The following is a 24972-nucleotide window of genomic DNA, read 5'->3' as shown; positions in this document are numbered from 1 at the left end:
GTCCGACGTGCCGCGCGGTGCCGGTCCGTGCGGCCGGTCCGTGCGGCCGGGCCGGGTCCCGTGCGGCGGGCCCGGGCCGGGCGGTCGGGTCAGTCCGTGCAGAGGACGTCCCGCTCCGGCCGTTGTCCCGTCGTCAGGAACGTGGTGACGACGCGGTCGCCGCAGGCGTTCCCGTTGTCCAGGTACATGCCGTGCCCGCCCCGGTCGACGGCGACCATGCGGGCCCGTCCGCCGAGCGCCGCGCGCATCCTCAGGGCACCGGAATAGGGGGTGTCCGGGTCGCGCAGGCCCTGGATCATCAGGATGTTGGACGGCCCCCGGTCGTTGACCGTGACCGGTTCCTCGGCGGGGGCGTCCTTCCAGAAGGAGCACGCGTTGAGGTTCACCGGCTCCCCGGCGGTCAGCGGGTGCGCCGCACGGTCGGCGGCCACGGCCCGGCGGTACTCGGGAACGGTGCCCCGCCAGCGCACGTCGTTGCAGACCACGCCCATCGCGACCGTCGCGTCCGCGTCCGGCAGCGGCCCGCTCAGCGCGGCGGGCAGGACCGGCTTCGCCGTGCTGTCCCCGGCCGCCCGGACCAGCTCCGCGAACCCGGCGAAGGAGTCGTCGTCCTCCATGGCCAGCTGGAGCGCCTGGCGCAGCCGGTTGCCGGTCAGCGGCACACCCGGGGCGGTGGTCTCCCTCGGCTCGCGGTCCAGCCGCGCCGCCAGCGCCAGCACCAGCGGCCGTACGTCGCCGGCCCGCCGCGCGAGCCGCAGCCCCTCCGCGTCCCGGGCCGGGTCGGAGGCCCAGCGCGCGAAGTCGGGGAAACGGTCGTCCACGCCCACCGCCATGTTGGCCAGCCAGCCCTGCGCGACCCGCGCCGGGTCCGGGTCGTCGTTGCTGTCCAGCACCCAGCGGTCGGTGTGCTGCGGGTACTTCTGCGCGTACACCGCTCCCACGTAGGTGCCGTACGACACGCCCCAGGCCGAGAGCTTCTCCTCGCCGAGTGCCTGCCGGAAGAGATCGATGTCCCGGGCCTCGTTGGCCGTGGTGAGGCTCCTCAGCAGGGCGCCGCCGTTGCGGGCGCAGGTCTCCGCGATGCGCCGGGCCCGGGTCACGTTCTCGGTGATCGAGCCGTCGGGGCCGGGCCAGGACCGCATGTTCACCAGCTCCCGGTCCTCCGGTTCCAGGCCGCAGCCCGCCTTCGTGCTGCCGCCGACCCCGCGCGGGTCGAGGCCGACGATGTCGTACCGCCCGCCCGTCGCCCGCCGTAACGCCTGCCCCGTCTCCGTCACCTGCCGCACCCCGGAGCCGCCCGGACCGCCCGCGATCACCAGCAGCGTCCCGCGCCGCTCGTCCGGCCGGTCGCTCATGACCCGGGTCACGGCGAGGGAGAGCCGCGGCCCGTCCGGGTCCCGGTGGTCCAGCGGTACGGGCAGCTCGGCGCACTCCTGCCCGGCCGGTCCGCCCTCCTGGGCGCAGGGCCGCCAGGAGAGCGCGGACGCGGGGCCGGCCGAGGCGGCGGCGGTCCCCGGGGGCGCGGCCCCGGCGAGCAGGGCGGCGGTGACAGCGGTGACGGACAGGGCTGCGAGCGGGGTCGATCCCCGGTAGGTCCTCATGCCCCCAGCCTGGTGGGACATGATCCCCGGGCCCATCCGGCAGCCATGACGGAAGCCGGTGGGGTTAGCCCCCGGGGCGCATGTGACAGGTGGAGGGGAAAGCGTCACGTCGTACGGAGGGGAGGCGGAGGGGAGGACGGCCCGGCGGATACGGCGGCGATCCGCCCCGGCGGCCGGGCGGGACGAGCCCGGGGCGCGGAATCCCTTGGACGGGCCGCGGAGCATCCCCTACTGTGTGGGCTCCACGCCCTGAGATGGACGGAAGGAGGCGAGTGCCGTGCGGTTCACACCTTTCCAGCGCTCCCTTTTCCGCTGTCCCGGCGTGTTGCGTGAATTCTGACCGGGAGCGCTCCGAGCAGCTTGTATCCCGGAGGAATCCATGACCGGAACGGTCATCCGCGCGCTCTCCACGAGCGACGCCCGTCTCTTCGACGCACTGCCCGACCCACTGGGCGCCCGTGAAAGCCATCGGCGTACCCGGTTCCGCACCGAGTGGATGCGTGTCGCCCTGCGCGACGGCGAGGTCGTCGCCCGGGGCGCCTGGTGGGGCGGCCCCGACGATCCGGAACCCGTCAACATCAACTGGTTCGACGTGGCCGAGGGCCAGGAGGCGGCGGGGGCCGAGCTCCTGCGCTCCGCCCCCTGGCAGGTCGAACTGGAGATCAACCTGCCGGGTGGCTGGCGGGACGAGCCCACCCTGCGCGCCGCCGCCGAGGCCCGCTTCACCGCCGCGCGAGCCGCCGGTTACGAACTCTTGGTGGAACGTTTCCTGTACCGCTGGACCCCGGATCACGGCCTGCCCGAGCGGCCCGGACGACTGCGCTTCAGGGCCGAGCCCGACGATGCGGTGTTCTTCGACGCGTTGCGCGACATCCACTCCGCCACCCTCGACGCCCACGCGCTCAGGGCCGTCGAGGAGGGCGGCCTCGACCGGGCCGCCCAGGAGGAGATCGACTTCTTCCACTGGTGCCCCTCCCCGAGGGAGTGGTGGCAGACCGCGTACACACCGGAGGGCGAGCTCGTCGGCATCCACATTCCGGCGCACAACCCCTCCGGCCCGACCATCGGCTTCATCGGAGTCGTCCCGCGGCACCGAGGCCGCGGCTACGCCTACGACCTCCTCGCCGAGTGCACCCACTTCCTCGTGGAGCGGGGCGCGGAGTTCGTCGGCGGAGCGACGGACCGGGGCAACTTCCCCATGGCCGCGAACTTCGCCAGGGCCGGCTTCCCCGTGGTGCGCGAGCGCGTCAACTTCCACCCGACGGGCCGGGCCGGGTAGACGGCGCGCGCGCCGGGGACGGGGCCGTACGGGACCCCACGGGGCCGTACGGGATCCGCCGTCCCCGGCGCACGGCGGCGCCCGGCGGCGATAGCCTGGTGAGTGGAGCAGGCAGGAGATTCGTGTCCATGGGAGCAGCCCCGAATCCGCAGGGTCCCGTCGTCGCGGTGGTCGCGCTCGGCGGTGTGATCGGCGCGTGTGCCCGGTACGGGGCGTCGCTGCTCTGGCCCACCACCACGGCCGGTTTTCCGTGGACGACGCTCGTCGTGAACGTCGTCGGATGCGCGGTGATCGGCGTGTTCATGGTGGTGATCAGCGAGGCGTGGTCGGCGCACCGGCTGGTCAGGCCGTTCTTCGGCACGGGGGTCCTCGGTGGGTTCACCACCTTCTCCACGTACGCCGTGGACATCCAGCGTCTCGTCGAGGGCGGCCGGGTCCGTGCCGGACTGGGGTATCTGGGGCTGACCGTGCTCGCGGCGCTCACGGCGGTGTGGGGCGCGGTGTGGGCGACCCGCCGCGTACTGGCCTGGAGGCAGGCATGACGACAACGGCGCCGCGGACGGAACGGGCCCTGCGCCTGACGGTCCTCGTCGGCGAGTCCGACGGATGGCACCACCGCCCGGTCTTCACCGAGATCGTGCACCGGGCCCATCGGGCGGGGCTCTCGGGCGCCAGCGTGTTCCGGGGGATCGAGGGCTTCGGCGCCTCCTCGATGATCCACACCCAGCGGCTGCTCTCGCTGAGCGAGGACCTGCCGGTGGCGGTCGTGATCGTCGACCGCGAGGAGCGGATACGCGCGTTCCTGCCGCTCATCGAGGAGCTGGTGGCGACCGGCGGAATGGCCGTCCTGGACGAGTGCGAGATCGTCCGCTTCGGCAGCGGCGACGGCGACGGCGACGGTGACGGCGGCAGCCAGAGCAACGGCTTCGGCGGCGGCGAGGGGGAGCAGGGCCGGTGAACTGGCTGCTGGTGATCGTCGGGGCCGCGGTCGGCGCCCCGTTGCGCTATCTGACCGACCGGGCGGTGCAGTCCCGGCACGACAGCGTCTTTCCCTGGGGGACGTTCACGGTCAATGTGTCGGGCTCGCTGATCCTGGGCCTGCTGACCGGCGCGGTGGCGGCCGGTGCGGCCTCCTCGCACGTACAGCTGCTGATCGGTACGGGGCTGTGCGGGGCGCTCAGCACGTACTCGACGTTCAGCTACGAGACGCTGCGGCTGGCGGAGGACGGGGCGCGGTCGTACGCGGTGGCCAACGTCGTGGGAAGCGTGGCGGCGGGGCTGGGCGCGGCGTTCGCCGGGGTCGAGCTGGCGCGGGCCCTCTGGGCGTGAGCGGCTCCGTCGGGCGGTCGGCGTCCCCTGCCACCGCAATGCGAGGCGATGGCAGGGGAACGCCGTTGAGGAGGAGCCGGCACCGAGCGCCGGGCGATTCAACCCGTGGTGCGCCGGAGCGGTCCGTCAGGCGCCGACGCTAGGCAACCGCGCGCGCCCCGCCCCCGCCACCACGCCGCGCCCCCGCCCGGCACCACCCCAACGGCGGCCCCGGACGTACCCCGGCCGGCGGGTCCCCTTCGGCCGGTGCCTTCGGCCGGTCCTCGACGGCACACCGGATGTCGTCGGCCCGCCGGGCGGCCCGCCCCGGGCGAGGACGGTGGTGCCGTGCGCGTCGTCGTGGCCGAGGTCCGCCACGTGCCGCGCGATGCGGCACCGGCCGCCGGGCCCGTGCCGTTCCCGCCCGCCCGGACGCATCCTGGTACCCCGCACACGATCCGCTCCGTGTGCCGACCGAAAGGCTCTCCCGTGCCGGACAGCACTGCCCCCGCGCCCCCGCGTCCCGTCACCGTCGTCACCGGCGGCAGCCGGGGCATCGGCGCCGCGACCTGTATCCGCCTCGCCTCGGAGGGACACGACCTCGCGCTGGGCTACGTACGCGACGCGCAGGCCGCCGAGCGGACCGCGGCGGCGGTACGGTCCGCCGGGGCGCGCTGCGTCACCGTACGGGTGGACACCGCCGAAGAGGCCGAGGTGGAACGGCTCTTCGACATCGCGGCCCAGCAACTCGGCCCCGTCACCGGGCTGGTCAACAACGCGGGCGTGACCGGCCCGCTCGGACGGCTCGCCGACACCTCCGCCGAGAACCTGCGCCGGGTCGTCGATGTGAACCTGCTCGGCTGCCTGTTCTGCTGCCGCCGGGCCGCGAAGGACATGGCGGCGGGCACGGGCGGCGCCATCGTCAATGTGTCCTCGGCCGCCGCCACGTTGGGCAGCCCGGGGGACTTCGTCCATTACGCGGCCACGAAGGCGGCGACGGACGCGCTGACGGTCGGGCTCTCCAAGGAGCTGGGCCCCGACGGCATCAGGGTCAACGCGGTCGCCCCGGGCATGGTCGACACCGACATGCACGCCGAGGCGGGGGACCCGGGCCGGGCGGCGGCGGCCGTCCCCGGCATCCCGCTCGGCCGGACCGGCGCCGCCCCGGAGATCGCCGCCGCGATCAGCTGGCTCCTGTCGGCCGAGGCGTCGTACGTGACCGGCGCGGTGCTGCGGGTCGCGGGCGGCCGGTAGGGGCGGGGGCCCGGAGCCCTCGGCAGGGGCGCGGGGCTCAGCCGCTCCGGTTGGCGCGGCGCTGCTTCGCCGCGGCGCGGGCCTGGGCCGTGGGCAGGTCCGCGCGGCGCGAACGCCCCGGCTTCGCGGGACGGCTGCCCAGGCCCCGGAACGGCGCACCGCCACCGCCACCGCCGTTGCCCCCGCCGCCGCCGGCGCCGGTCCGCTCCCGGGTGGGGGCGGCGCCGTCGACCGGTACGCCCGAGGGCTCGCGCGCCCCGGTGATCCGGCTCAGCTCGGCGTCCCCGGGGTGAACCCGGGTGGTCAGCGGGGTGATCCCGGCCTCGGCCATCAGCCGGACCGTCTCGCGGCGTTCGGTCGGGAGCGCCAGCGTGACGACGGTGCCGGACGCTCCGGCGCGCGAGGTGCGCCCGCCCCGGTGCAGGTAGTCCTTGTGGTCGCCCGGCGGATCGACGTTGACGACCAGGTCCAGCTCGTCGACGTGGATGCCGCGCGCCGCGACGTCCGTGGCGACCAGCGCCGTGATCTGTCCGGCCCGGAACCGCTCCAGCGTACGGGTGCGCTCCTGCTGGGACTTGCCGCCGTGCAGCGCCGCGGCCCGTACACCGCTGCCGAGCAGATGGGCGGCGAACCGGTCCGCGGCGTGCTTGGTGTGCAGGAAGAGGATCACCCGGCCGTCGCGGGCCGCGATCCGGGTCGCGACGGTGAACTTGTCGGCGGGCCGGACCAGGAGCAGATGGTGCTCCGTCGCCGCCACCGCACCGGCCACCGGATCGGCCGAGTGCACCACCGGGTCGTGCAGATAGCGGCGCACGAGCTCGTCGACGTCGCTGTCCAGGGTCGCGGAGAACAACAGCCGCTGCCCCTGCGGCCGTACCAGGTCCAGCACTGCGGTGACCTGCGGCAGGAAGCCCATGTCGGCCATCCGGTCCGCCTCGTCGAGGACCGTGACGGCCACCCGGTCCAGCCGGCAGCTCCGGCGCTCGACGAGATCCCGGAGCCTGCCCGGCGTCGCGACGACGACCTCGGCGCCCTCGCGCAACGCGGCCGCCTGCGGTGCCACGGGCACCCCGCCGTACAGCGTGGCCAGCCGCAGCCGCAACGCCCGGGCGTACGGGGCGAGCGCCTCGGTGACCTGCTGCGCCAGCTCCCGGGTGGGCACCAGGACCAGGGCCAGCGGCCGACGCGACTCGGCCCGGCTGCCCGCGGTACGCGCCAGCACGGCGAGACCGAAGGCGAGCGTCTTCCCGGAACCGGTCCGGCCCCGCCCCAGGACGTCGCGCCCCGCCAGGGCACTCGGCAGAGTGGCCGCCTGGACCGGGAACGGGGTGGTGATCCCCTCGCCGGCGAGCACGGGCAGCAGCGCGGCGGGCAGCGGGAGTTCGGCGAACTCCGTGACGGGACCGGCGTCCGTGACGGGACCGACGTCCGTGACAGGGCTGGTGTCCGTGACAGGACTGGCGTCCGTGACGGTGTTCCTGACGGAGTTTTCGGAACGTGCCCCGGCGTCAGGGGAATTATGGTCGGTCGAATGCGTGGTGCTGTCGTGGTCGTGATCCATGAGAGGAACCCTTCCTCCAAATTGTCCGGGCGGCTCGGGCGAACCGTCCGGAGCCGTCCGGTTCCGGGCGACCAGCCCCGTACCCCACGGCGAACCACGACTCGGCCCCCACGCAGAATAGCACGCGAAAATTCCTCTCGAATTGCGTGTGATTTCCGCAGGACGTATATGGAAAATCGCTGGAAAAGTGTCCGGGAAAACTTCACGGAAAGCGTGGGGGGAATTCCGGGAAGTGTCGAAGGAGTGCTGGGGGAGGGTGTTGCGCGATGTGCCCGGGAATTCTTTCTCGGGTAGGCCGGCTGCGCGGTGCGATATTCCGCCCGATCGGGCCGGGGAACTCATTTTCCACCCCCGGCGCGCGGTCCCGGCCGTCCGCCCGTGCCGTGCTTCCGTGCGCCTGCCGACGGGTGCGCCGCGCCGGAGGGCAGTTGATGATGGCCTGGCCAGTGGCCATAATGCAGGTGTAGCCCTTCACGCATCCCCCGTCGTGAAGGGCTACACCCATGCCCGCGGAGCGCTCACCGGCCATCTGTGTGCGCAATGCACCTTTTGTCCTCGGTGAATTCGCGCAGGGCACGTTCTTTCACGGGCAGGGGACTCCCCTCGTGGTCCCCTGCCCGTGTTTTTTCGAGTTAACAGTGACGTTGCGTGTTTGCGCAAGCCCGTTCGCGTTCCGCCTACCGCTCGGGGGGCGTCGCGTCGGCGTTCGTTACAGTACGAGCCCGTTGACCGAGTCGATGACCGTGATCACCGATCGAACGGAAGCGGCGGATACGTGGGGGGCCCGATGGACAGCGCCGAGGAACGCACGCCGGAGCTGCGGACCTTGCAGCAGAAGGTCGAGTACATGGTGGAGAAGACCTTCCCCGGCCAGAAGATCTCGGGCCGCTTCTTCGCCGAGCTCGTCAAGGAGCGCGGCGGCTCGCTCTCGCACAGCTACTTCTCCAACATCCTTGCGGGCAAGGTCACTCAGCCCTCCGAGGAGATCCTCAAGGCGCTCGGCCTGGGGTTCGGCGTGGACTGGCGGTTCTTCAAGGAGGAGTCGGAGGTCGTCGACGACGTCGTGGCCGGGCTCCAGTTCCTCGCGATGCGGCGGACCGGGGAGATCAGCGGGGTGGCGGGACGGGGCCTCGACGAGGACGGACTCCCGCCGGAGCTGCTGCAGTTCGCGCTCTCCCTGCTGGAGGAGTCCAAGGGGCAGCCCAAGGGTCGGTCCGCGGGCCGGTCCACGGGCCGGCCGGGCGCGTCGGGCGTCGGCGGTGCACCCGGCGAACAGGAGGAGTAGTCCTCCATGTCCTTGCGCCAACTGCGAAAGGAGTGCGAGGCCGGACTGGCCGACCTGCCCATACCCGCACCCTTCTCCATCGACGCACTGGTGGCGAACATGGAGGCGGCCCGCGGCCGCACCATCATGCTGCACGAGATGCCCGACCGGCTGGCCCGGGTCAACGCCGCCTGTGGGCTGCGCCTGAAGACCGGCGGGACGAGCTTCGTGCTCTACCGCCGCCGGCCGACCGCGTACCAGACCCAGCACGTGATCCTGCACGAGCTGTGCCACGAGTGGTTCGACCACGGCACTTCCCTTGATCCGGAGCAGCTCCGCCGCCTGCTCCCGGTCTTCGACACCTCGCTGATCAGCCGGGTCCTGGGCACCGGCCCCCCGTCCTCCCCGCCGTCGCCCGCCGCACCGACCGCCCCGCGGCCGCCCGCGGTGGCCGAGATCGCCGACGCGATCCGCTCGGGGGACGGCACCGTGCAGGCTCGCGCGCAGTACGACACCCATGACGAGCGGATGGCCGAGCTCGGCGCCTCGCTCATCCCCCGCCTGGCCCTGGACGTGACGAGCGACGACATGGTGGGGCGGCTGGCCAACTCCCTCTCCCGCCCGGTCGCCAACCGCCGCCGCGGCCTGTTCCGCCGAGACTGACCCGCCCCGTTCCCCGTCCCCCTCCCCCCAAGGACCCTGCCGTGACCCCGCTCGACCTAGCCGGCTACCTCATAGCCGCCCTGATGACGGCCGTCGCCCTGTGGCGCATGCCCTCGGCCCTGTGGGGCGACGAGGAAGACAAGCGCCGCCGGGCCCTGTGGGGCTGTTACGCGGGCTTCGCCGCCGCCCTGTGGACCAAGACCCGGGCCGTGCGCATCGCGCTCAACGACAGTGCCGTCACCGACCTCGCCGTACTGATCAAGCACTACACGGCGACGATCGCGATTCTGGCCATCCTCAGCTACATCGTGGCGATCTACGGCCGCTACCCGGACGCCGGGGGCGTACCGCGCCATGTGCGCTTCGCCCGTGCCATCCAGCAGGTGGCGGCCAAGGCGTCGATCGCCACGCTGGTCCTGCTCACGGTGCTGTTCTTCACCGTCGTCGACCGCTCGACCCCCTCCGACCGTTTCGTCTCCGACCACGCCGGTCAGTGGGGCGCCACGCTGTACATGAGCGTCTTCTACCTCTACCTCGGCGCGGCCTCCGCCGTCTGCGCGTACCAGTGGGCGCTGGCCACCGCCGGGGCCGGGACGCGTCATCTGCGCGTCGGCCTCGGGATGATGACGTTCGCCATGATCATCGGCGTCGGTTACACCGTCAGCCGGACCCTGTTCCTGTGGGTCAGCGTCGTCGACACCCCGAGCCAGTCCTTCGCGCTCCGCTTCGACGAGGTCACCGAGGCCGCCCAGGTGGTGCTGTTCGCCTTCTTCGCCGTGGGCGCCTCGATCCCGGCCCTCAGCAAGGGGCGGCGGCGCGCGAAGCTCTGGCGGGCCCAGGTCCGACTGCACGGTCTGTGGCGCGAGTTGATGACGTCCTTCCCCGAGCAGCCCTTCGACCCCCCGGCCTCGCTGAGCCGGGAGATCACCCGCTTCGGCACCCCCGCCGACCTGCGCGTCGACCGCTGGGCCGCCGACATCGCGGACGCGGTGGAGAAGCTGCGCCACTACGTGCCCGACACCCTGCTGCCCGCCGCGAAGGCGGCCGCCGCGGCGGACGGCGTCACGGACCCGGACCGGGCGGGTCCGCTCACCGAGGCGTACTGGATCAAGGCGGCGCTCACCGCCCGGAACAACGGCGCCCCCGCCACCACCGCGGCGGCCGTGGAGACCCAGCACGCCACCGACCAGGACGGCGAGGTGACCTGGCTGGTCCGGGTCGCCGCCGCGTACCGGACGGTCGCCCAGGACCGGGCGGCACAGGTGCTGGCGGACGCCACCGCTGCCCCTTCCGCCCTCGAGGAGACCGCATGACCACCGCCGACAGCACCCCCGGAACCACCGAAGCCCCCGGAGCTCCCGAGACCCCCGAAGCCGCTGACGCCGCCGGGACGACCCGCACCAACCGCACCGCCCGCACCGTCACCGACGTCTTCCAGCCCCGCAACGTCCTGCTGGTCGGCATGCTCGGCATCGGGCTGGCCGCCGCCGGTCACTGGACCGGGCTGCTCTGGGGCTTCCTCGGCGCTCTGTGCGCGGGCCTGGTGCCCGCCGGGTACATCGAGTGGGAGCGCGGGCGCGGCACCTGGGGCGACCGGCATGTCGTCGACCGCACCAAGCGGGCCCCGATCTTCTTCGTCATCCTCGGCTCCATCGGCACCGGTTCGGTGCTGATGGTTCTCGGCCACGCCCCGAACGGCATCCTGCGGGCGATGCTGGCCCTCTGGGCGATGACCGTGGTGCTGCTGGCCGTCAACACGGTGTGGAAGATCTCGGTGGACGCGGCGGTCGCCTCGTCCGTCGTCGCGCTGCTCGCCGCCGTCCACTCGCCGTGGTGGCTGCTGGGCTACGTGATGACGGTCGCGGTGTGCTGGTCGCGCGTCGCGCTGCGGTACCACACGGTCGCGCAGACGGTCGCCGGAGCGACGCTGGGGGCCACCACGGCCATCGCGTTCCTGCTCGGCTGAAAGGTGCCGCTGAACGGGCCGCCCCGGGGGTACAGCTTGCTCCGTGCCGAACTTCGAGATCACCATCGCAAGCGCCGACGACCTCACGATGCTCACCGAGTGGGCCCATGAGGAGAGCTGGAACCCCGGGCTGACCGACCGTCACGCCTTCCACGCCGCCGATCCCCGCGGCTTCCTGGTCGGACGGCTCGACGGTGAGCCCGTCTCCTGCGTCTCCGTCGTCCGTTACGGCTCCGGGTTCGGGTTCCTCGGCTTCTACCTCGTCCGGCCGCAGCTGCGCGGCCAGGGGTACGGGCTGCGGACCTGGCGGGCGGGGATGGCCCGGCTGGAGGGGCGCAACGTGGGCCTGGACGGTGTGGTGGCCCAGCAGGACAACTACCGTAAATCCGGCTTCCGTCCGGCGTGGACGACGATGCGGTACGAGGGGCTGCCGCCCGCCTCCCCGGTCCCGGCCGGGGTCGAGCTCGTCGACGGCCGGTCGGTGGCGTTCGACCGGCTCGCCGCGTACGACCGCCGCTTCTTCCCGGCCGAGCGCGACAGCTTCCTGGCCCCCTGGATCGCCCACCCCACCCGGTCCTCGCTCGTCGCCGTGCGCGACGGGGAGCTGTGCGGGCTGGCCGTGACGCGCCCGTGCCGGGCCGCCTCCCGCATCGGTCCGGTGTACGCGCGGTCGCCCGAGGTGGCGGGCGCGCTGGTCGGCGCGCTGGCGGCGGCCGATCCCGGCGTGCCGGTCGCGATCGACGTGCCCGACGTCAACCCGGCGGCGGTGCGGCTCGCCGAGGACCTGGGGCTGAGCCCTTCGTTCGAGACGGCCCGGATGTACACCGGGCCGGTCTGGGAGGGCGACCGCTCCGGACTCTTCGGCATCACCAGCCTGGAACTGGGCTGAGGGCGGCTCCGGACCGGATCGGCGTCGCCCGTGCGGGCTCAGGTGGGGTCGTACGCCTGCTGCACCGGGCTCCGGGTCCGGGAGGCGAGTACGGCTATGTCGTCCTCGGCGCCCGGACCGAACCGTTCCAGGACCTCGTCCAGCAGGTCCTCCAGGCTGCCGCCGGCCGGCATGGCCAGCTCCCGCAGCCGGCCGACCGAGATGTCGATGTCCTCGTCCCGCCGCTCGACCAGCCCGTCCGTGTACAGGAAGAGCACCGTACGGGGATCGAATTCCAGCCGGGTCGTCCGGTAGCCGCCGAACCCGGTGCCGAGCGGCGGCCCCACCGCCACTTCCTTGCAGACCCGGGTCCCCGTGCGCGGATCGAGCAGCACCGGCGGCAGGTGCCCGGCGCTCGACACCTCGCACGCCGCGCCGTACCGGTCGACGACGGCCAGCAGACAGGTCGCGGCCCGGTCGAGACCGGAGCGTTCGACCATCCGGTCCAGCTGTTCGAGTATCCGGTGCGGCGGCAGCTCGTCGTCGGCGAACATCCGCAGCAGGGAGCGGTAGTGGCTCATGGCGACCGCCGCCTCCACCCCGTGGCCCATCACGTCGCCCATCGCCTTCAGATGGCGCCCGTCCCGCAGCGGGATGACGTCGAACCAGTCGCCGCCCACCATCACGCTCCGGTCGGCGGGCAGATAGCGGGTGGCGATCTCGATGTGCGGGTGGGGCGGGCGCGGTTCGGACAGCAGCGAGCGCTGGAGCTCCAGGGCGATGGTGTGCTCGTGCGCGTACCGGCGGGCGTGGTCGAGGTCGACGGCGGCCCGCGAGGCCAGTTCCCGGGCTATCAGTACGTCCTCGTCGGTGAAGACCGGTGAGTCGCCCGACCGGATCAGCCCGAGGACGCCGAGCGGCCCGCCGCGTACGGCGAGGGGCACGGTGACCGCCGAGTGCAGCCCGAGGGCGCGGTAGGAGGGGAGCCGTCCGGGTCCGGGGGCCGAGCGCAGCAGCTGTTCGTCGCTGGTGAGGTTCTCCACCACCGGCTGGTTGGCGGCCAGGCAGCGCTGTACGGCCGCACCCTCCTGGTAGTCGATGTACTCACCGGTCAGCCCGAAGCCGAAGGCCGCCAGATCCTCCTCCAGGCGGGGCACCGCCCGCAGCGCCGCCCGTCGCAGCCGCAGCACTCCGGGGGGCGCGGGCCGGACGGGCGCGGCGACGTCCGGCGGGAAGACCTCGACGATCGCGACGTCCGCCAGCCCCGGCACGGTCAGCCCGGCCAGCTCGGCGCAGGTTGTGTCCATGTCGAGGGTGGTGCCGATCCGGGTGGCAGCGGTGTCCAGCAGGTTCAGGTGGCGCCGGGCCTGCTCCAGCTCGCGCTGTCTGCGGTCGGCGGCCATGACCTCCAGGACGATCGCGGCCACGCCGATGATCCGCCCGTCGGCCTCCAGGCGGTGGAAGGCGCCCTGCCAGTAGCGCCGGACGGTGGCGTCGCTGGCGGTGAACCCGCTGACGGTGATCTCCCGGGGCTTTCCGTCGGCCAGTACCGCCCGGATCATGTCCTCGCGCGCGTCGAGCCCCGGCAGTACCTCGCCGATGGTGCGGCCCAGGTGCTCGGCGGCCGGGATGCCGTTGATCCGTTCGAGTGCCGGGTTGACGTAGCGGTAGCGCAGCCGTTCGTCGAAGACGGCGACCCCGGCCGTGGTGCCGTCGAGCAGCGCTGCCAGCGACTCCAGCGCGAGAGGTGCGGGAGGCGCGGAAGGCACGGAAGGCGCGGAAGCGTCGTGCGCAGGGTTGTCCGGCGCGGCACGGTCGGGCGCAGGGCTGTCGGCGCCCGCGTGTGCCCGGCCCGGGGCGTCGGCGCGCTGGTCGGCCGGGCCCGGGGCGTCGGCCCTCCGGCCGGCGCGGTGGCCGGCCCGGTCCGGGTCGTGGGCCCGGTTCAGGTCAGCGGGTGCGAGGTCCGGCCGGACGCCTCGTCGATCTCGTCGTGCGCCTTCGTCAGCATCTGCATCGCCAGCTCGTTGAGGGCTCTGGCCCCCGCGATCTCCTCGCCCACTCTTGGCTGGGACTTGTCGGAGGGATGGCGGCTGGCATAACCATGGGCCCGCACCTCGGTCCCGTCCGGAAGCCGTACGAGAGCGGCCGCGCGGGTGCGATGGGTGTCCTCCTCGAACTCCAGCTCCACATGCCATCCGACGGTTGTCATCACCATGACGATCACCTCGTTACCAGGGTGCGCCCGTTCCCCCGCCCGCGCACCACGGCGCACGACGGAAGTCATCCACAGCCTGTGGACGAATCGGCTCCCCCGGCACGGCGCCGCTCGCGCAACCCCGGCATAAAGGGAACGTAAAAGACTGCCGGAACCCGGCAGTGACCGTAGAGCGTAGGTATGGCACCATCCAGCCAGTTCGGTGGAATTGTTCGTTCGGGGGATTCCGGGGAACGAGGACCGAGACCGGGATCGGGGAGGGTGATGAACGCGTGAACGTGTTTCTCGGTCTCGGCATTGCCGGGATTGTCCTGCTCGTACTGTCCTTGATCTTCGACGGGATTCTCGAAGGCCTCTTCGGGGGCGTCCTGGACGCCCTGTTCGACGGCCTGCTCTCGCTCCCGGTCATCGCCGGGTTCCTCTCGATGCTCGGCTTCGGGGGCGCGATCGTGCTCGGGACCACCGGCGCCGGTACGGTCGTGGCGACCGCGGCCGGGGTGCTGGCCGGGCTGGTCGCGGCCTGGCTGACCTGGAAGTTCAGCCGGGCCCTGATGCGGGACCAGACCAGCGTCACCCCGCGCGGCGACGACCTCGTGGGAACCTCAGGCTCGGTCGTCACGGCCATCCCGGCCGAGGGGTACGGCGAGGTCCTGCTGCGCCTCGCGGGCCAGCCCGTGAAGCTGGCGGCGAAGAGCGCGACGCCGATCGCCCGCGGCACCGAGATCTGGGTGGAGGCAGCGCTGTCGACCACCTCGGTCGCGGTCCGCCCCGTCGAGCACTGACACCGCGCCCGCCGACAAACGCCCCGCCCGCCGACAACCCCAGGTAGGCCGACCACCGCACACCCACCCCGGCGGCGCCACACCCGCCGACCACTGCCACCACCACCGCGCCCGGACACGCACACACACGCACCCTCGCCCGAGCGCGGCGCACTGCCCGAAACCTAGCTGCCGGCCCTGGAGCCGGCAGGAGGGGACACCTCATGAGTCCAGTCGTTGCCGCGGTCGCCGGAGTCGTCGTACTCCTGGTGCTGCTCGCACTCGTCGTCATCACCCGCTACAAGGTCGCCGGGCCCAGCGAGGCGTTCATCATCACCGGCCGCCGCGGCAAGAAGTCGACCGACCCGGTGACCGGCCGGACCAGCATCGACAACAGCGGCCAGAAGGTCGTGGTCGGCGGCGGCGTCTTCGTCGTCCCGTTCGTCCAGCAGAAGTTCACCCTGGACCTCTCCAGCCGTCACATCCCGATCGCGGTGCGCGGTGCCGTCACCCTGCGCGGGGTCAAGTCCAACCTGGAAGGCGTCGCGATCGTCAAGGTCGGCGGCAGCGAGGAAGCGATCCGCGCCGCGGCCCAGCGCTTCCTCCAGCAGCAGGACGGCATCGTCGGCTTCACCCAGGAAGTGCTCTCCGGCGCGCTGCGCGCCATCGTCGGCCGGATGTCGGTCGAGGACATCATCCGCGACCGCGCCGCGTTCGCGGGCCAGGTCGCGGAGGAGGCCGAGGCCAGCCTCTCCGGCCAGGGCCTGATCCTGGACGCCTTCCAGATCCAGGACATCACCACCGAGGGCTCCTACCTGGAGGACCTCGGCCGCCCCGAGGCCGCCCGCGCCAAGCAGGAGGCCGACATCGCCGAGGCGATCGCCAGGCGCGCCTCCGAGCAGGCCCGGCTGAAGGCGGCCGAGGAGATCGCCATTGCCGAGCGGACCTTCTACCTCAAGCAGGCCGAGATCAAGGCCGAGACGGAAGCCGCCGCCGCCCAGGCCAACGCGGCGGGCCCGCTCGCCGAGGCCGCCCGCCAGCAGGACATCCTCGCGGAGCAGGAGAAGGTCGCCGAGCGCCAGGCCGCCCTGACCGACCGCGAACTCGACACCAAGATCCGCAAGCCCGCCGACGCCGCCCGCTACCAGGCCGAGCAGGAGGCCGAGGCCCGCCGGATCGCCCAGGTCAAGGAGGCCGAGGCGGACGCGGAGCGCGCCCGGCTGACCGGTCAGGGCGAGAAGCTGCACCGTTCGGCGCTGGCCGACGCCGTCCGCATCGAGGGTGAGGCGGAGGCCGCGGCCATCGCGGCGAGGGGTTCCGCCGAGGCCGAGGCCATGCACAAGAAGGCCGACGCCTTCGAGCGGTACGGCGACGCGGCCGTGCTCCAGATGCTCGTCGAGGTGCTGCCGCAGGTCGTCGCCAAGGCGTCCGAGCCGCTGAGCGCGGTCGACAAGATGACCGTGATCTCCACGGACGGCGCCAGCCGGCTGTCCCGTACGGTCACGGACAACGTCGCCCAGGGCATGGAACTCCTCAGCTCCACCACGGGCGTCGACCTTGCCGCCCTGCTCCAGAACCTCCAGTCCAAGTCCGACAAGAAGCCCGAGGTCCCGGCCCCGGCCCCGGCCGCCGAGACCCCCATCGAGATCACCGACTGACCGGCGCGGCGACCGCCGCACCACCGAACACCGTGTGCCCGGACGGAGGACGACCCGTCCGGGCACACGCGTACGTACCCGACGCCCCGGCTCAGTCCGCCAGATCGACCCGCACCGTCAGCAGCTGCGTGCCGACCGCCCGGACGACGGCACTGTTGTAACGCGGCAGGGTACGCAGCCGGGCGCGCGCGTCGTCGTCCGGCAGCGGGTGGGCCGTGCCGTTGTGCCAGCGCCCACCGATACGCACCCGGACCCGGGGATCGGCCTGGATGTTGCGTACGTACTGCGACTTCGTGCCGTACTCCGAGACCAGCCAGAACTCCTGACCCACCTTCCGCCCGCCGACCGGCGTCCGGCGCGGCCGGCCGGAGGTGCGCCCCGTGGTCTCCAGCAGGATCTGCGCCTTCGACCGTCTGGCCAGCGGGTTGACGACGTTGCGCTGAAGCGCGGTGACCGCCTTGAACTTCAGCTCCCGAAAGTCCGCCATCGCGTGCCCCTTCCGTGGCTCCGTGGCCGCGAGCCTACGACCCCGTACCCGCGCCCGCCCCACAGCCCGGAGCAGGCGTGGCGCCACCGCCCGCCCCCGGAGTTGTCGGGGCGGGGGCTGTTCTGCACGGGCAGAAGGCGGGGCCGAGCAGTGGGATTCCGGGTACGGGGTGACCCGGACGGGCCGCCCGGATCGTGGCCCTGATCGCGCTCAACTCGCTCTGAGCTGTTCCAGGAACTCCGGGACGCCGTCCACCTGGCGGTGGGGCTCGAACGCCGGTGCCAGGTCGCGCACCAGGGCGACGCATCGCGGGGCGCCGATCCGGGTGGCCAGATCGAGTGACTCGCCGGTGACGGCGAGCGCCTGCTCGACATCGTTCGACTGCAGAAACCCCTTGGCCCGGTAGGTCAGGAAGATCCCGCGCGTCTTGTCCCGGGAGCGTGGCAGCAGGGCCATGCCCTCAGAGATCCGGGCGTGGGCCTCGTCCGTGCGGCCGAGGTCGAGCAGGCACTGGCCGGAGTCGACGGCGAGGTCGGCCGGGCTCATCCAAGCGCACCAGCCCGGGGCGGAGTCACCGGCCTCCGCACCCAGGGCTGCCTCCGCCTCGGACAGATCGCGGTAGCAGGCGGTCCGCTCACCCAGGGCGGCGTGCGCCCGGGCCCGGCGCAGGAACAGCAGAGCGCGGGCGGTGGGGTGCTGCGTGCCGGAGAGGGCGTGTCCGAGCTGGTCGACGGAGATCCTCGGCTTGCCGAGCCAGTTGGACTGGTAGGCGAAGTCGGACAGGACTCCGGCGCCGTGGTCGCGGTCGCCGGCGGCGTGGGCGGACTGCAGGGCAGCGCCCCAGAACTTCCCGGCTGCCCAGTGCCGGCCGTGGTCGAAGCGGTACCAGCCGCAGGTGGTGGCGAGGGAGGCCGCGAGCAGGTGAAGACGGCTGCCCGTGGTCTCGCTGTAGCGGCCTTCCTCGATCAGCTCGGTGACGGTGGAGAGGTGGGCGTCCAGCAGGCGAATGGTGTGCTGACGCTGTTCGGTGGGCAGAGCTGTCAGCTTCGCGCTGGTGTCCTCCAGCCAGTCCACGAGTTCGGGGTCCACCCGTTTGCCACTGAGCGCCGAGGTGAGGCGGTCGGGTTCGATCGCGGCCCATTGGGAAGCCAGGCCGGCCAGTGAGATGGCGCTGTAGGCCATGAAGTTGCGGCGGTCCATGGAGGCTCTCTGTGCGTCGTGGAGTGCTCGGACGGTGTACGCGGACCCCAGAGGCAGCGGACTGTCGCGCCCGGGCAGCCAGTAGGGCCAGCCGTACGCCTCCACGTCCGTCACCGGCACGTCGAAGGCTTCGGCGATCAGCAGCTGGGATTCGAGGTTCGGCGTCTTGCGCCAGTTCTCCCACCGGCTGACGGCCGTCTTGTCGGCGCCGGAGCGGAGCCCGTGGCGACGCGCCACCCGGTCGAGGGATGCGACGAGGTCGCCCTGGGACCAACCACGTTGGCCACGCGCGTAGGCGAGAGGGTGTCGGATCGGGTCGTCCACGGGATCAATCCCATCATCGACAGTGACCGCGAGCCTACCGTCAGCGAGGGCGGGACAACCCCGGGACTACCGACAAAATCTTTCTACCGAGGGCGAGTTGGGCTGTACTCGACGCATTCCGACGAACTTCCTTCGTGAAGCGGAAGGAGTCTGCCCATGAAGCGACGCGCCGCGATCATTGGCCTCGGCCACCAAGCCCTCGGAGATCACTTGCCCGGCCTGCTCGGCTCTGGTCGGGCCGAGCTTGTCGCCGTCTGTGACAGCAATCCCATCATCCTGCGTGAGCGCCGGGACCAGTATCAGGTGCCCGCTTTCGCCCGCCCCGGCGACCTGCTGGATGCGGTGGAGCCGGATTTCGTCATCGTTGCCGTCCCGCACCACGCGGGCCGGGCGGTGGTTGAGGAGTGCGCGAAGCGGAGCGTGCATGTGCTGAAGGAGAAGCCATTCGCCACTTCGCTCGCCGAGGCCCGCGAGCTCGCCCGAGTCTGCCAGGCCGGACAGATCGTGCTGATGGTCACCCTCCAGCGCCGGTTCAACCCGATCTACACCAGCATGCCCGGCCTGCTCGACCAGATCGGCACTCCGTTCCTGATCGACGGCCAGTACACCTTCCACACCGACGCCCCCGGAGCCGGCTGGCGCGGTGACGTCAGGCAGGCCGGTGGAGGCTGCATCATCGATATGGGCTACCACCTGATCGACTTGTTGCTGTGGTACTTCGGCCTGCCCAGCCGGATCCTTGCCGAGTTCTCCGCCACCGCTGTGCCCGGCGCGTGCTACGACGCGGAGGACACCGCCATCATCCAGTTGGGCTACGAGCACGGCCTGTACGGTTCGGTGCTGCTGTCGCGCTGGGCGGCTCCGAAGACCGAGAAGCTGCACGTCGTCGGCACACGTGGCTCGGTACTCCTGGCCAAAGGCCAGGTACAGCGGCTTGACCTGACTGGCACCGTGGTGGAGGAGTTGACCCGCCCGCACGCCCCGACGAGCGCCGCGACCGCGCAGATCGACCACTTCTGCCGGGTTCTGGACGGCGAGCGCCCCAATGCCTCCGGACCCGACCAGCACCTTGCCCACGCCGCCTTCATCGCCTCCTGCTACGAGTCCAAGGCGGCCGGGCGGTACGTCGACCCCAAGGAGCTGCTGTGACCACGCTCGCCCTGCTCGGCGGCCGTCCCGCTGTGAGCGCCGCAGCCCCGCACTTCACCTGGCCGCCGATCGACGGCACCACCCGTACCAGGGTCGCTGCTCAACTGGACACCGCCGTCTCCATCCCCGGTCGCTCGGGTGTCATTGCCGAGTTGGAGGACGGTCTGAAGGAATACTTCGGTGTCCGGCACGCGATCACTACGAATTCCGGCACCGCCGCCCTGCATGCCGCCTACGCAGCCGTGCGTATCGAGGCCGGGGACGAGGTGATCGTGCCCGCCTGGACATTCCACGCCACCGCCTCTCCGCTGTTTCACCTGCGCGCGGTACCGGTGCTGTGTGAGATCGGCCCGGACGGCAATATCGACCCCGCGAGGGTGGAGGAGCTGATTACCCCGCGCACCCGGGCCGTGATGGTCACTCACCTGTGGGGACGTCCGGCTGACATGGCCCGGCTGGTGGCAATCGCCGATGCTCACGGGCTAGTGCTGCTGGAGGACGGCTCGCACGCCCACGGCGCCGGTATCGAAGGCAAGAAGGCCGGAACATTCGGCCTGGCCTCCGCCTTCTCCCTCAACGGTCCCAAGCCGCTGTCCGGCGGTGAGGGCGGCTTTGTCCTCACTAACGACGACGATCTGTATTACAGGGTGCTGACGTTCGCCCACTACAACAAGCGGTGTCGGTCCGAGATCCCGAACGGCCATCCGCTCGCGCGCTTCGCGGTCACCGGATCCGGACTCAAGCTCCGCATCCACCCGCTCGCAGCGGCCCTTGCCTGCGACCAGCTCTCCCGCCTGGACAGTTACCTCGCGGGCCGCGCCGAAATCGCGCGCCATCTCACCGAGAATCTCTCCCGGATCCCCGGACTGGAGATCACGCCGCTCCCCGAAGGGGTGGTCCACTCCTGGTATGGGTTGACGCTCACTTATCGGCCCGATGATCTCGGTGGTCTGCCGATCGAGCGGTTTCACCAGGCTCTGCTGGCCGAGGGGGCGACCGAGTTCGACCGGCCGGGCTCCACCGGTCCGCTGTACGCGCTTCCGCTCTACCAGCACCCGGACCAGCTGTTCCCCGGCCACCCGCAGCACCACCGCCAGCGGCTGCCCGGCTCCTTCCCGGTGGCCGAGCACACGTACCGGCACACGATTAAGCTCCCGGTCTGGCATCGTGAGCAGGATCTCGCGCTGGCCAGGCAGTACGTGCGCGCGGCCAGCAAGGTGAGTGACCACCACAAGGAGCTGCTGGCATGACCGCTGCCTCGCCCGACTTGCTGACCGGCCTGGTCAGCAACGCCCAAGCAGACGGCATTACCGGATTCGTGGCCGCTGCCGTCGTCACCGACGCCAACCGCGTCCTGCTCGTGAGACGAAGGCCGGACGACTACATGGGTGGCCTGTGGGAGGTTCCCTCCGGCAAGGTCGAGGACGGCGAGACCATCCTGGAGGCCCTTCACAGGGAGACCACCGAGGAGACCGGGCTGATCATCGACACGGTCAACGGCTACATCGGCCACTTCGACTATGCCAACAGCCGAGGCGGCATCACCCGCCAGTTCAACTTCGCTGTCACCGTGAAGAACACCGAGCCCGTCGTCCTCACCGAGCACGATGCCCACCAGTGGGCCCGTCCCACCGACCTGCCCCCGGTCAGCGACGCAGTCCGTGAGCTGATCACCCGCTGATCCGTGGACCCGCCCTCGCAGCCATCGAGGGCGAGTCGCACGGCTATCACCCCGGTATGAGGTCAGACCAAGGACGGATGTGCCGTACTCGCTTCCTGACCAGCCCTTGGCGGACCGTATTCGGGACAGTCCGCGCCCGCGTCCGGGGCGCGGCCGTTCTCCGCGTCGACCCGCTCCCGCCATGACAGTGGTGGGGGCTCGTTCCTGGCCTCCTCGCGCCGCCGTGCCGCGTAGGCGGCGTTCGCCGCACGTGTGCACGGCCCGCACATGGCCTCGTCGAAGAGCGGCCGGAACATGTGCTCGTCGTCCTCGTCCGAACCCGCGCAGACGACCAGCTCCCTCACCGGCGGCGGTGCGACGGGCGGGGGCGGGGGGACGGGCGGGGCCGGGAGTTTCTGGACGAGCCGGTGCCGCAGGAACCCGACGGCGGACCGTACGCCGTCCCGGGGCAGCTCGCGGGTCAGCACCCGCCGCAGATCGGCGCCGCTCACCCCGCGCCGAATCCACTCGGCGGCGGCTTCGGCCAGGCCACGGGCCTCCCGCACCCCGAGATGCAGTTGCGGATGCGCATGCCGCAGGGAGAGCAACACCGCTTCCCCCTCGGCGAATTCGGGGCTGCTGGTGCTCGGATCGCTCCCGTCCGTCCCGTCCGCCCCGTCGCGCCTGCCGCCTTCGTCGTCCGCGTCGCTCGCGTCGTCCGCGCCGTCTTCGGGGGGAGGGTGGGGGTAGTTCTCCCCAGGTTCTTCGTCTGCGGGTTTGTAGTCACCGACCACCCGATCCCCCGGCGGTCCGACCGTCGGAGACTGCGTACCCGGATCGGTGGTCCGGGCCGCGGGGGCCGGTGAGGCGCGGCCCACCCGCTCGTCCCGTACGGCGGCGGCCTGTTCGGTGGTCAGGGGTACGTTCGCGAAGAGCTGGTCGGTCACCCAGAAGCCGCGGTCGTTCTGCCGCTTCCACTCGTGCACGAACCCGAACATGACCAGCAGCCCCTTGGCCCGCTGATACGCCCGCCCGGTGATCCCGATCTTCTTGGCGTGCTCGCTGAGCGCCTTGTCGGCATTCTGTTCGGGGAGCCCCTGTACGTACAGGAGGAGGATCTTCGCGTCGCTGCTCAGACGCGGATGCCGCACGACATCGTGCGAGGCCTTCGTGAAGCGCCGGGGCGGCGAGATAGCATGCAAAAGCATCCCAGTGGACTCCTAGTTTCCACTCGCGGTTGAAGGCCCTCGGATCGGTGCTGTAACACCCCCGGGGGCCGCTCCGTGTGCACGTAGGCGTACGGAGCGTGATGACGCGATCACCGTACCGCATGAAAACGTCCGCTTGCGCCACAATCGCCCAACACCGGTTCGAGCCCGGACCGCCCGTTCAGGGCGTGACCCAATTCGCCCACCCGAAGGCGAACTTGTACGCCGTACGCACCGCGGACCACCCCCGCCTGCCCGCCAGGCGTGCCACGACCAGGGCCACGACGAACAGCCCGGCAAAGGCCCCGGCGATGATCGCCCCCGCCTTCGGCGACAGGGCCACGCCCACGACCGCGCTCACGACGAGCACAAGCGCCAATCCCACATGCGCGACGGGCAGTTCCACCCTGAACAGGTCCCGCAGCGCGCCGCGCGACGCCCGTATCTCCGCGTCGTAGCGCTCCCGCGCCGCATCGGGATCGGCGCGCGGACCCTCCGGCCACTGCTGCACCACCACCGTCACCCCTCTCTCGCCACTGAACGCCGATCGTTCTCACCCGCGATGGTGCCCACGACAGCGGGGGCGCGGCTCAGGGCAGCGGCAGGTCCACGAGCATGACGGCGAACACCGGTGAGTCGGGGAACGGCTGGTCCTCCCCGACCTTCCGGTACCCCCAGGACTCGTACAGGGCCTGGACCTTCGGGTGTGTCACATCCACCAGCAGTGTGGCCAGGGCTTCGTCGCGGGTGTCCATCAGCGCGCGGTGCAGCCGCTCCGAAGTCCCCGTCCTGCGCCACTGCTCACGCACCATCAGCTCGGAGAAGTGGAAGGTGCGCGATTTCGCCGGTGCCGGGTCCAGGTGCTCCCGCCACCACTCGCGGCCCCTGGTGCCCGGTGCGCCGTACGAGAAGCCCGCGGGCTCGCCCCGGTCGTAGGCGATCACGCACGAGAAGCCGGGGCTCCCGCCCCAGTGGTCCACGAACCAGGGGAACTTCCGCAGGAACGCGTCGTCGGCCATCCGGTCGGCATGCACGTCCGCGTGAACGTCGATCAACGTCTGCCGGATCTCCGGCAAGTTGGCGTGGCCGTAGTGGCGCAGCTCCAGGGCTGGGGTCATCGGGCCTGGCTCCATTCTGATCGGTAGCGGTCCTCCCACTCCCGTACGAGGCCGGAGCCCGGCGCGAGAGTGATCAGGTCACGGTGGAAATCTCCGAGGTAGGAGCGCATCCGGCCGGGCAGGGCGTTGCCGCGCATCAGTGCGAACACTTTCGCGGTCGAGGCACAGGCCTGGTCCGCATCGCGCTGGTGGAGCTGCGCCGTGGCGAGCTGGAGGGTGGCCAGGGCCCGGTTGCGGCGGAAGTGCCGCGGGATGGCTGACAGGGCGCGGTGCGAAGCCGCTTCCGCACCCGCGCTGTCCCCGGTCCTGTCCCGTACGACGGAGGCGAGGGCCAGCAGCTCGGCGGGTCCGTAGAAGGCGAGCCAGGACGGCCGGGACTCGTCCGTGCCCGCCTTCGCCAACGCCTCTTCCGCGTGCCCCAGGGACCGCAGGGCGTCCTGACGGTCGCCGATGCTGGAACGCCCGATGGCCGTACGGGCGTGGGCGAGGGAGGCGAACAGCGGGTCCCGGCGCGTGACGGCGGTCGCCTGCGCAGCCTGACCCGCGTGCACGGCCTGCGAGAACTCCCCGCGGTGCAGCGCGAGCATGGCGTGCAGGTTCCACACCTGGAGCTCGGCCACCGGGTCCTTCGCCATGCCCGCCAGGTACAGCGCCCTGTTCAGGTGCCCGTGCGCGCGGTCGCTCTCCCAGGCGTCCATGGCCGACCGGGCGGCCGACGCGGTGTAGTTCGCGGCCACACCGAAGAGGCGCTGCCGGATTCGCTGCGAGGCGGCCCGCTTCTGGAGGCCCAGTGCCTCGGAGGCACCGGCGAGCGCGGCCCGCTCCAGGGCCTCGTGCCCGCCTTTGGAGGCATCCAGGGCCGTCAGGGCGTCCAGGCCGCTGCGCAGCCGGATCACGTCGGCGGTGCCGACCGCGTAAGGCCGGGCGGCGACCAGGGGCACGACGGCGGCAGTCGTGCCGGTGACGGCGGTCAGGAAGTTTCTGCGATGCACAGGGTCCTCCGTCCTGGCAGGGCTTCGTCGGTCCGCCGGGGGCCGGAATCCGAGCTCCCCGACGCTTCGGCCCAGCACTGCCTCCAGGGCGTCGCGCTGCCGAGGGTGGGGCCAGCGGGTCTTTCCGGTCAGCCAGTGGCGCACTGTGCGGTCGCTCACCGTGCCGTCCCGGCCGAGGGACCGGAGGTAGTCGTTCACCGCCTCTGCCAACTCGGCCTGGGTGAACCCGGATTGGCCGAGCGCCTCCGTCAGGCACCTGTTCGCCTCCACCTCTAAAAGGTAGCGAGGAAGCGCGATCTCGGCGCCTGGGAAGCGGCGAAATTTCCGGTTGGCGGTAGTGCGCGGTCGCGCGACTTTTCCTGACGATGTGTCACGGTGCGTCGTTGACTGAGTACAGGCTGCCGCCGCAAGGGACAGTACGACGGCCTGTTGGGGC

The 24972-nt window shown here is 71.9% G+C and carries 25 protein-coding genes; 15 read left to right on the top strand and 10 right to left on the bottom strand.

From position 1 onward, the window contains the following. Nucleotides 1-89: 89 nt before the first annotated feature. On the bottom strand, nucleotides 90-1601 hold the full coding sequence (locus tag ACFCV8_RS04230) for an alpha/beta hydrolase (RefSeq protein WP_376683699.1): 1512 nt from the start codon (nucleotides 1599-1601) through the stop codon (nucleotides 90-92). Nucleotides 1602-1980: 379 nt separating this feature from the next. Here ACFCV8_RS04230 and ACFCV8_RS04225 point away from each other — a divergent pair, with 379 nt between their 5' ends. From ACFCV8_RS04225 to ACFCV8_RS04205, 5 genes are all read left to right on the top strand, one after another. Beyond that, nucleotides 1981-2880 (top strand): GNAT family N-acetyltransferase, encoded by a 900-nt coding sequence (locus ACFCV8_RS04225; RefSeq protein WP_376683698.1) that lies wholly within the window; start codon nucleotides 1981-1983, stop codon nucleotides 2878-2880. 128 nt (nucleotides 2881-3008) lie between these two features. Beyond that, nucleotides 3009-3422 (top strand): fluoride efflux transporter CrcB, encoded by a 414-nt coding sequence (crcB, locus tag ACFCV8_RS04220; protein WP_376683697.1) that lies wholly within the window; start codon nucleotides 3009-3011, stop codon nucleotides 3420-3422. After that, on the top strand, nucleotides 3419-3838 hold the full coding sequence (locus ACFCV8_RS04215) for a DUF190 domain-containing protein (protein ID WP_376683696.1): 420 nt from the start codon (nucleotides 3419-3421) through the stop codon (nucleotides 3836-3838). Before crcB (ACFCV8_RS04220) ends, ACFCV8_RS04215 begins: the two co-directional genes overlap by 4 nt. Beyond that, complete coding sequence (gene crcB / locus ACFCV8_RS04210) at nucleotides 3835-4209, top strand: fluoride efflux transporter CrcB (protein ID WP_376683695.1); 375 nt, start codon at nucleotides 3835-3837, stop codon at nucleotides 4207-4209. Before ACFCV8_RS04215 ends, crcB (ACFCV8_RS04210) begins: the two co-directional genes overlap by 4 nt. 468 nt (nucleotides 4210-4677) lie before the next feature. Beyond that, entirely contained in the window at nucleotides 4678-5442 is a 765-nt protein-coding gene (locus tag ACFCV8_RS04205; protein ID WP_376683694.1) for an SDR family oxidoreductase, read from the top strand. A 37-nt stretch (nucleotides 5443-5479) separates the two neighbouring features. Here the strand turns inward: ACFCV8_RS04205 and ACFCV8_RS04200 are convergent, their stop codons facing one another. Beyond that, nucleotides 5480-7003 carry a DEAD/DEAH box helicase gene (locus ACFCV8_RS04200; RefSeq protein WP_376683693.1) on the bottom strand — a complete coding sequence of 508 codons (1524 nt, stop codon included), beginning with the start codon at nucleotides 7001-7003 and terminating at the stop codon, nucleotides 5480-5482. 787 nt (nucleotides 7004-7790) lie between these two features. On the opposite strand from ACFCV8_RS04200, the gene ACFCV8_RS04195 reads away from it, so the two are divergent. Genes ACFCV8_RS04195 through ACFCV8_RS04175 form a run of 5 tightly spaced genes read left to right on the top strand, consistent with a single transcriptional unit; the run spans nucleotide 7791 to nucleotide 11785 of the window. Next, a complete protein-coding gene (locus ACFCV8_RS04195; protein ID WP_376683692.1) occupies nucleotides 7791-8288 on the top strand; it encodes a hypothetical protein in 498 nt (165 codons plus the stop codon). Nucleotides 8289-8294: 6 nt separating this feature from the next. Further along, a complete protein-coding gene (locus tag ACFCV8_RS04190) occupies nucleotides 8295-8930 on the top strand; it encodes a toxin (protein ID WP_376683691.1) in 636 nt (211 codons plus the stop codon). A gap of 41 nt (nucleotides 8931-8971) precedes the next feature. Then, nucleotides 8972-10243: an MAB_1171c family putative transporter gene (locus ACFCV8_RS04185; protein ID WP_376683690.1), complete on the top strand. Its 1272-nt coding sequence runs from the start codon at nucleotides 8972-8974 to the stop codon at nucleotides 10241-10243. Further along, entirely contained in the window at nucleotides 10240-10896 is a 657-nt protein-coding gene (locus ACFCV8_RS04180; RefSeq protein WP_376683689.1) for a hypothetical protein, read from the top strand. Before ACFCV8_RS04185 ends, ACFCV8_RS04180 begins: the two co-directional genes overlap by 4 nt. Before the next feature lie 43 nt (nucleotides 10897-10939). After that, a complete protein-coding gene (locus ACFCV8_RS04175) occupies nucleotides 10940-11785 on the top strand; it encodes a GNAT family N-acetyltransferase (RefSeq protein WP_376683688.1) in 846 nt (281 codons plus the stop codon). 38 nt (nucleotides 11786-11823) lie between these two features. Here the strand turns inward: ACFCV8_RS04175 and ACFCV8_RS04170 are convergent, their stop codons facing one another. Together ACFCV8_RS04170 and ACFCV8_RS04165 are read right to left on the bottom strand one after the other, a co-directional pair. After that, the gene (locus tag ACFCV8_RS04170; protein ID WP_376683687.1) at nucleotides 11824-13533 is read right to left on the bottom strand and encodes a SpoIIE family protein phosphatase; all 1710 of its coding nucleotides are present in this window, start codon (nucleotides 13531-13533) and stop codon (nucleotides 11824-11826) included. Nucleotides 13534-13706: 173 nt separating this feature from the next. Continuing rightward, nucleotides 13707-13979 carry a DUF1876 domain-containing protein gene (locus ACFCV8_RS04165; protein WP_376683686.1) on the bottom strand — a complete coding sequence of 91 codons (273 nt, stop codon included), beginning with the start codon at nucleotides 13977-13979 and terminating at the stop codon, nucleotides 13707-13709. A 272-nt stretch (nucleotides 13980-14251) separates the two neighbouring features. On the opposite strand from ACFCV8_RS04165, the gene ACFCV8_RS04160 reads away from it, so the two are divergent. Beyond that, nucleotides 14252-14761: a hypothetical protein gene (locus tag ACFCV8_RS04160; protein WP_376683685.1), complete on the top strand. Its 510-nt coding sequence runs from the start codon at nucleotides 14252-14254 to the stop codon at nucleotides 14759-14761. A 203-nt stretch (nucleotides 14762-14964) separates the two neighbouring features. Further along, complete coding sequence (locus tag ACFCV8_RS04155; RefSeq protein WP_376683684.1) at nucleotides 14965-16398, top strand: flotillin family protein; 1434 nt, start codon at nucleotides 14965-14967, stop codon at nucleotides 16396-16398. A gap of 91 nt (nucleotides 16399-16489) precedes the next feature. Here ACFCV8_RS04155 and ACFCV8_RS04150 read toward each other — a convergent pair whose 3' ends face one another. Beyond that, the gene (locus tag ACFCV8_RS04150; RefSeq protein ID WP_376683683.1) at nucleotides 16490-16885 is read right to left on the bottom strand and encodes a nitroreductase/quinone reductase family protein; all 396 of its coding nucleotides are present in this window, start codon (nucleotides 16883-16885) and stop codon (nucleotides 16490-16492) included. Nucleotides 16886-17095: 210 nt separating this feature from the next. After that, nucleotides 17096-18409 carry a helix-turn-helix transcriptional regulator gene (locus ACFCV8_RS04145; protein WP_376683682.1) on the bottom strand — a complete coding sequence of 438 codons (1314 nt, stop codon included), beginning with the start codon at nucleotides 18407-18409 and terminating at the stop codon, nucleotides 17096-17098. 156 nt (nucleotides 18410-18565) lie between these two features. On the opposite strand from ACFCV8_RS04145, the gene ACFCV8_RS04140 reads away from it, so the two are divergent. Genes ACFCV8_RS04140 through ACFCV8_RS04130 form a run of 3 tightly spaced genes read left to right on the top strand, consistent with a single transcriptional unit; the run spans nucleotide 18566 to nucleotide 21239 of the window. After that, nucleotides 18566-19558, top strand: coding sequence for a Gfo/Idh/MocA family protein (locus ACFCV8_RS04140; RefSeq protein WP_376683681.1), 993 nt, complete (start codon nucleotides 18566-18568; stop codon nucleotides 19556-19558). Further along, nucleotides 19555-20808, top strand: a complete 1254-nt coding sequence (locus tag ACFCV8_RS04135) for a DegT/DnrJ/EryC1/StrS family aminotransferase (protein ID WP_376683680.1) — start codon at nucleotides 19555-19557, stop codon at nucleotides 20806-20808. Before ACFCV8_RS04140 ends, ACFCV8_RS04135 begins: the two co-directional genes overlap by 4 nt. Continuing rightward, entirely contained in the window at nucleotides 20805-21239 is a 435-nt protein-coding gene (locus ACFCV8_RS04130) for an NUDIX domain-containing protein (RefSeq protein WP_376683679.1), read from the top strand. Before ACFCV8_RS04135 ends, ACFCV8_RS04130 begins: the two co-directional genes overlap by 4 nt. A gap of 62 nt (nucleotides 21240-21301) precedes the next feature. Here the strand turns inward: ACFCV8_RS04130 and ACFCV8_RS04125 are convergent, their stop codons facing one another. The 4 genes from ACFCV8_RS04125 to ACFCV8_RS04110 all read right to left on the bottom strand — a co-directional run bounded on the left by ACFCV8_RS04125 (nucleotide 21302) and on the right by ACFCV8_RS04110 (nucleotide 24806). Then, the gene (locus tag ACFCV8_RS04125; protein WP_376683678.1) at nucleotides 21302-22426 is read right to left on the bottom strand and encodes a hypothetical protein; all 1125 of its coding nucleotides are present in this window, start codon (nucleotides 22424-22426) and stop codon (nucleotides 21302-21304) included. Nucleotides 22427-22607: 181 nt separating this feature from the next. Further along, nucleotides 22608-22943 (bottom strand): hypothetical protein, encoded by a 336-nt coding sequence (locus ACFCV8_RS04120; RefSeq protein WP_376683677.1) that lies wholly within the window; start codon nucleotides 22941-22943, stop codon nucleotides 22608-22610. 73 nt (nucleotides 22944-23016) lie between these two features. Next, nucleotides 23017-23544 (bottom strand): GNAT family N-acetyltransferase, encoded by a 528-nt coding sequence (locus ACFCV8_RS04115; RefSeq protein ID WP_376683676.1) that lies wholly within the window; start codon nucleotides 23542-23544, stop codon nucleotides 23017-23019. Then, nucleotides 23541-24806 (bottom strand): XRE family transcriptional regulator, encoded by a 1266-nt coding sequence (locus tag ACFCV8_RS04110; protein ID WP_376683675.1) that lies wholly within the window; start codon nucleotides 24804-24806, stop codon nucleotides 23541-23543. The genes ACFCV8_RS04115 and ACFCV8_RS04110 overlap by 4 nt, the downstream gene beginning before the upstream one ends. Nucleotides 24807-24972 lie beyond the last annotated feature (166 nt).

This window comes from Streptomyces sp. NPDC056347 (assembly GCF_042262625.1).
Taxonomy (GTDB): domain Bacteria; phylum Actinomycetota; class Actinomycetes; order Streptomycetales; family Streptomycetaceae; genus Streptomyces.
Note: the sequence above shows the minus strand (reverse complement) of the source record. Positions and strands in the feature narration are given on the sequence as shown.

What these genes read in the sequence shown, in the direction of transcription:
- ACFCV8_RS04150 (WP_376683683.1), bottom strand. Translation starts at nt 16,885, where the DNA reads ATGGCGGACTTTCGGGAGCTGAAGTTCAAGGCGGTCACCGCGCTTCAG.
- ACFCV8_RS04195 (WP_376683692.1), top strand. Translation starts at nt 7,791, where the DNA reads ATGGACAGCGCCGAGGAACGCACGCCGGAGCTGCGGACCTTGCAGCAG.
- ACFCV8_RS04180 (WP_376683689.1), top strand. Translation starts at nt 10,240, where the DNA reads ATGACCACCGCCGACAGCACCCCCGGAACCACCGAAGCCCCCGGAGCT.
- crcB (WP_376683697.1), top strand. Translation starts at nt 3,009, where the DNA reads ATGGGAGCAGCCCCGAATCCGCAGGGTCCCGTCGTCGCGGTGGTCGCG.
- ACFCV8_RS04165 (WP_376683686.1), bottom strand. Translation starts at nt 13,979, where the DNA reads ATGGTGATGACAACCGTCGGATGGCATGTGGAGCTGGAGTTCGAGGAG.
- ACFCV8_RS04190 (WP_376683691.1), top strand. Translation starts at nt 8,295, where the DNA reads ATGTCCTTGCGCCAACTGCGAAAGGAGTGCGAGGCCGGACTGGCCGAC.
- ACFCV8_RS04155 (WP_376683684.1), top strand. Translation starts at nt 14,965, where the DNA reads ATGAGTCCAGTCGTTGCCGCGGTCGCCGGAGTCGTCGTACTCCTGGTG.
- ACFCV8_RS04125 (WP_376683678.1), bottom strand. Translation starts at nt 22,426, where the DNA reads ATGCTTTTGCATGCTATCTCGCCGCCCCGGCGCTTCACGAAGGCCTCG.
- ACFCV8_RS04230 (WP_376683699.1), bottom strand. Translation starts at nt 1,601, where the DNA reads ATGAGGACCTACCGGGGATCGACCCCGCTCGCAGCCCTGTCCGTCACC.
- ACFCV8_RS04115 (WP_376683676.1), bottom strand. Translation starts at nt 23,544, where the DNA reads ATGACCCCAGCCCTGGAGCTGCGCCACTACGGCCACGCCAACTTGCCG.
- ACFCV8_RS04200 (WP_376683693.1), bottom strand. Translation starts at nt 7,003, where the DNA reads ATGGATCACGACCACGACAGCACCACGCATTCGACCGACCATAATTCC.
- ACFCV8_RS04225 (WP_376683698.1), top strand. Translation starts at nt 1,981, where the DNA reads ATGACCGGAACGGTCATCCGCGCGCTCTCCACGAGCGACGCCCGTCTC.
- ACFCV8_RS04215 (WP_376683696.1), top strand. Translation starts at nt 3,419, where the DNA reads ATGACGACAACGGCGCCGCGGACGGAACGGGCCCTGCGCCTGACGGTC.
- ACFCV8_RS04140 (WP_376683681.1), top strand. Translation starts at nt 18,566, where the DNA reads ATGAAGCGACGCGCCGCGATCATTGGCCTCGGCCACCAAGCCCTCGGA.
- ACFCV8_RS04130 (WP_376683679.1), top strand. Translation starts at nt 20,805, where the DNA reads ATGACCGCTGCCTCGCCCGACTTGCTGACCGGCCTGGTCAGCAACGCC.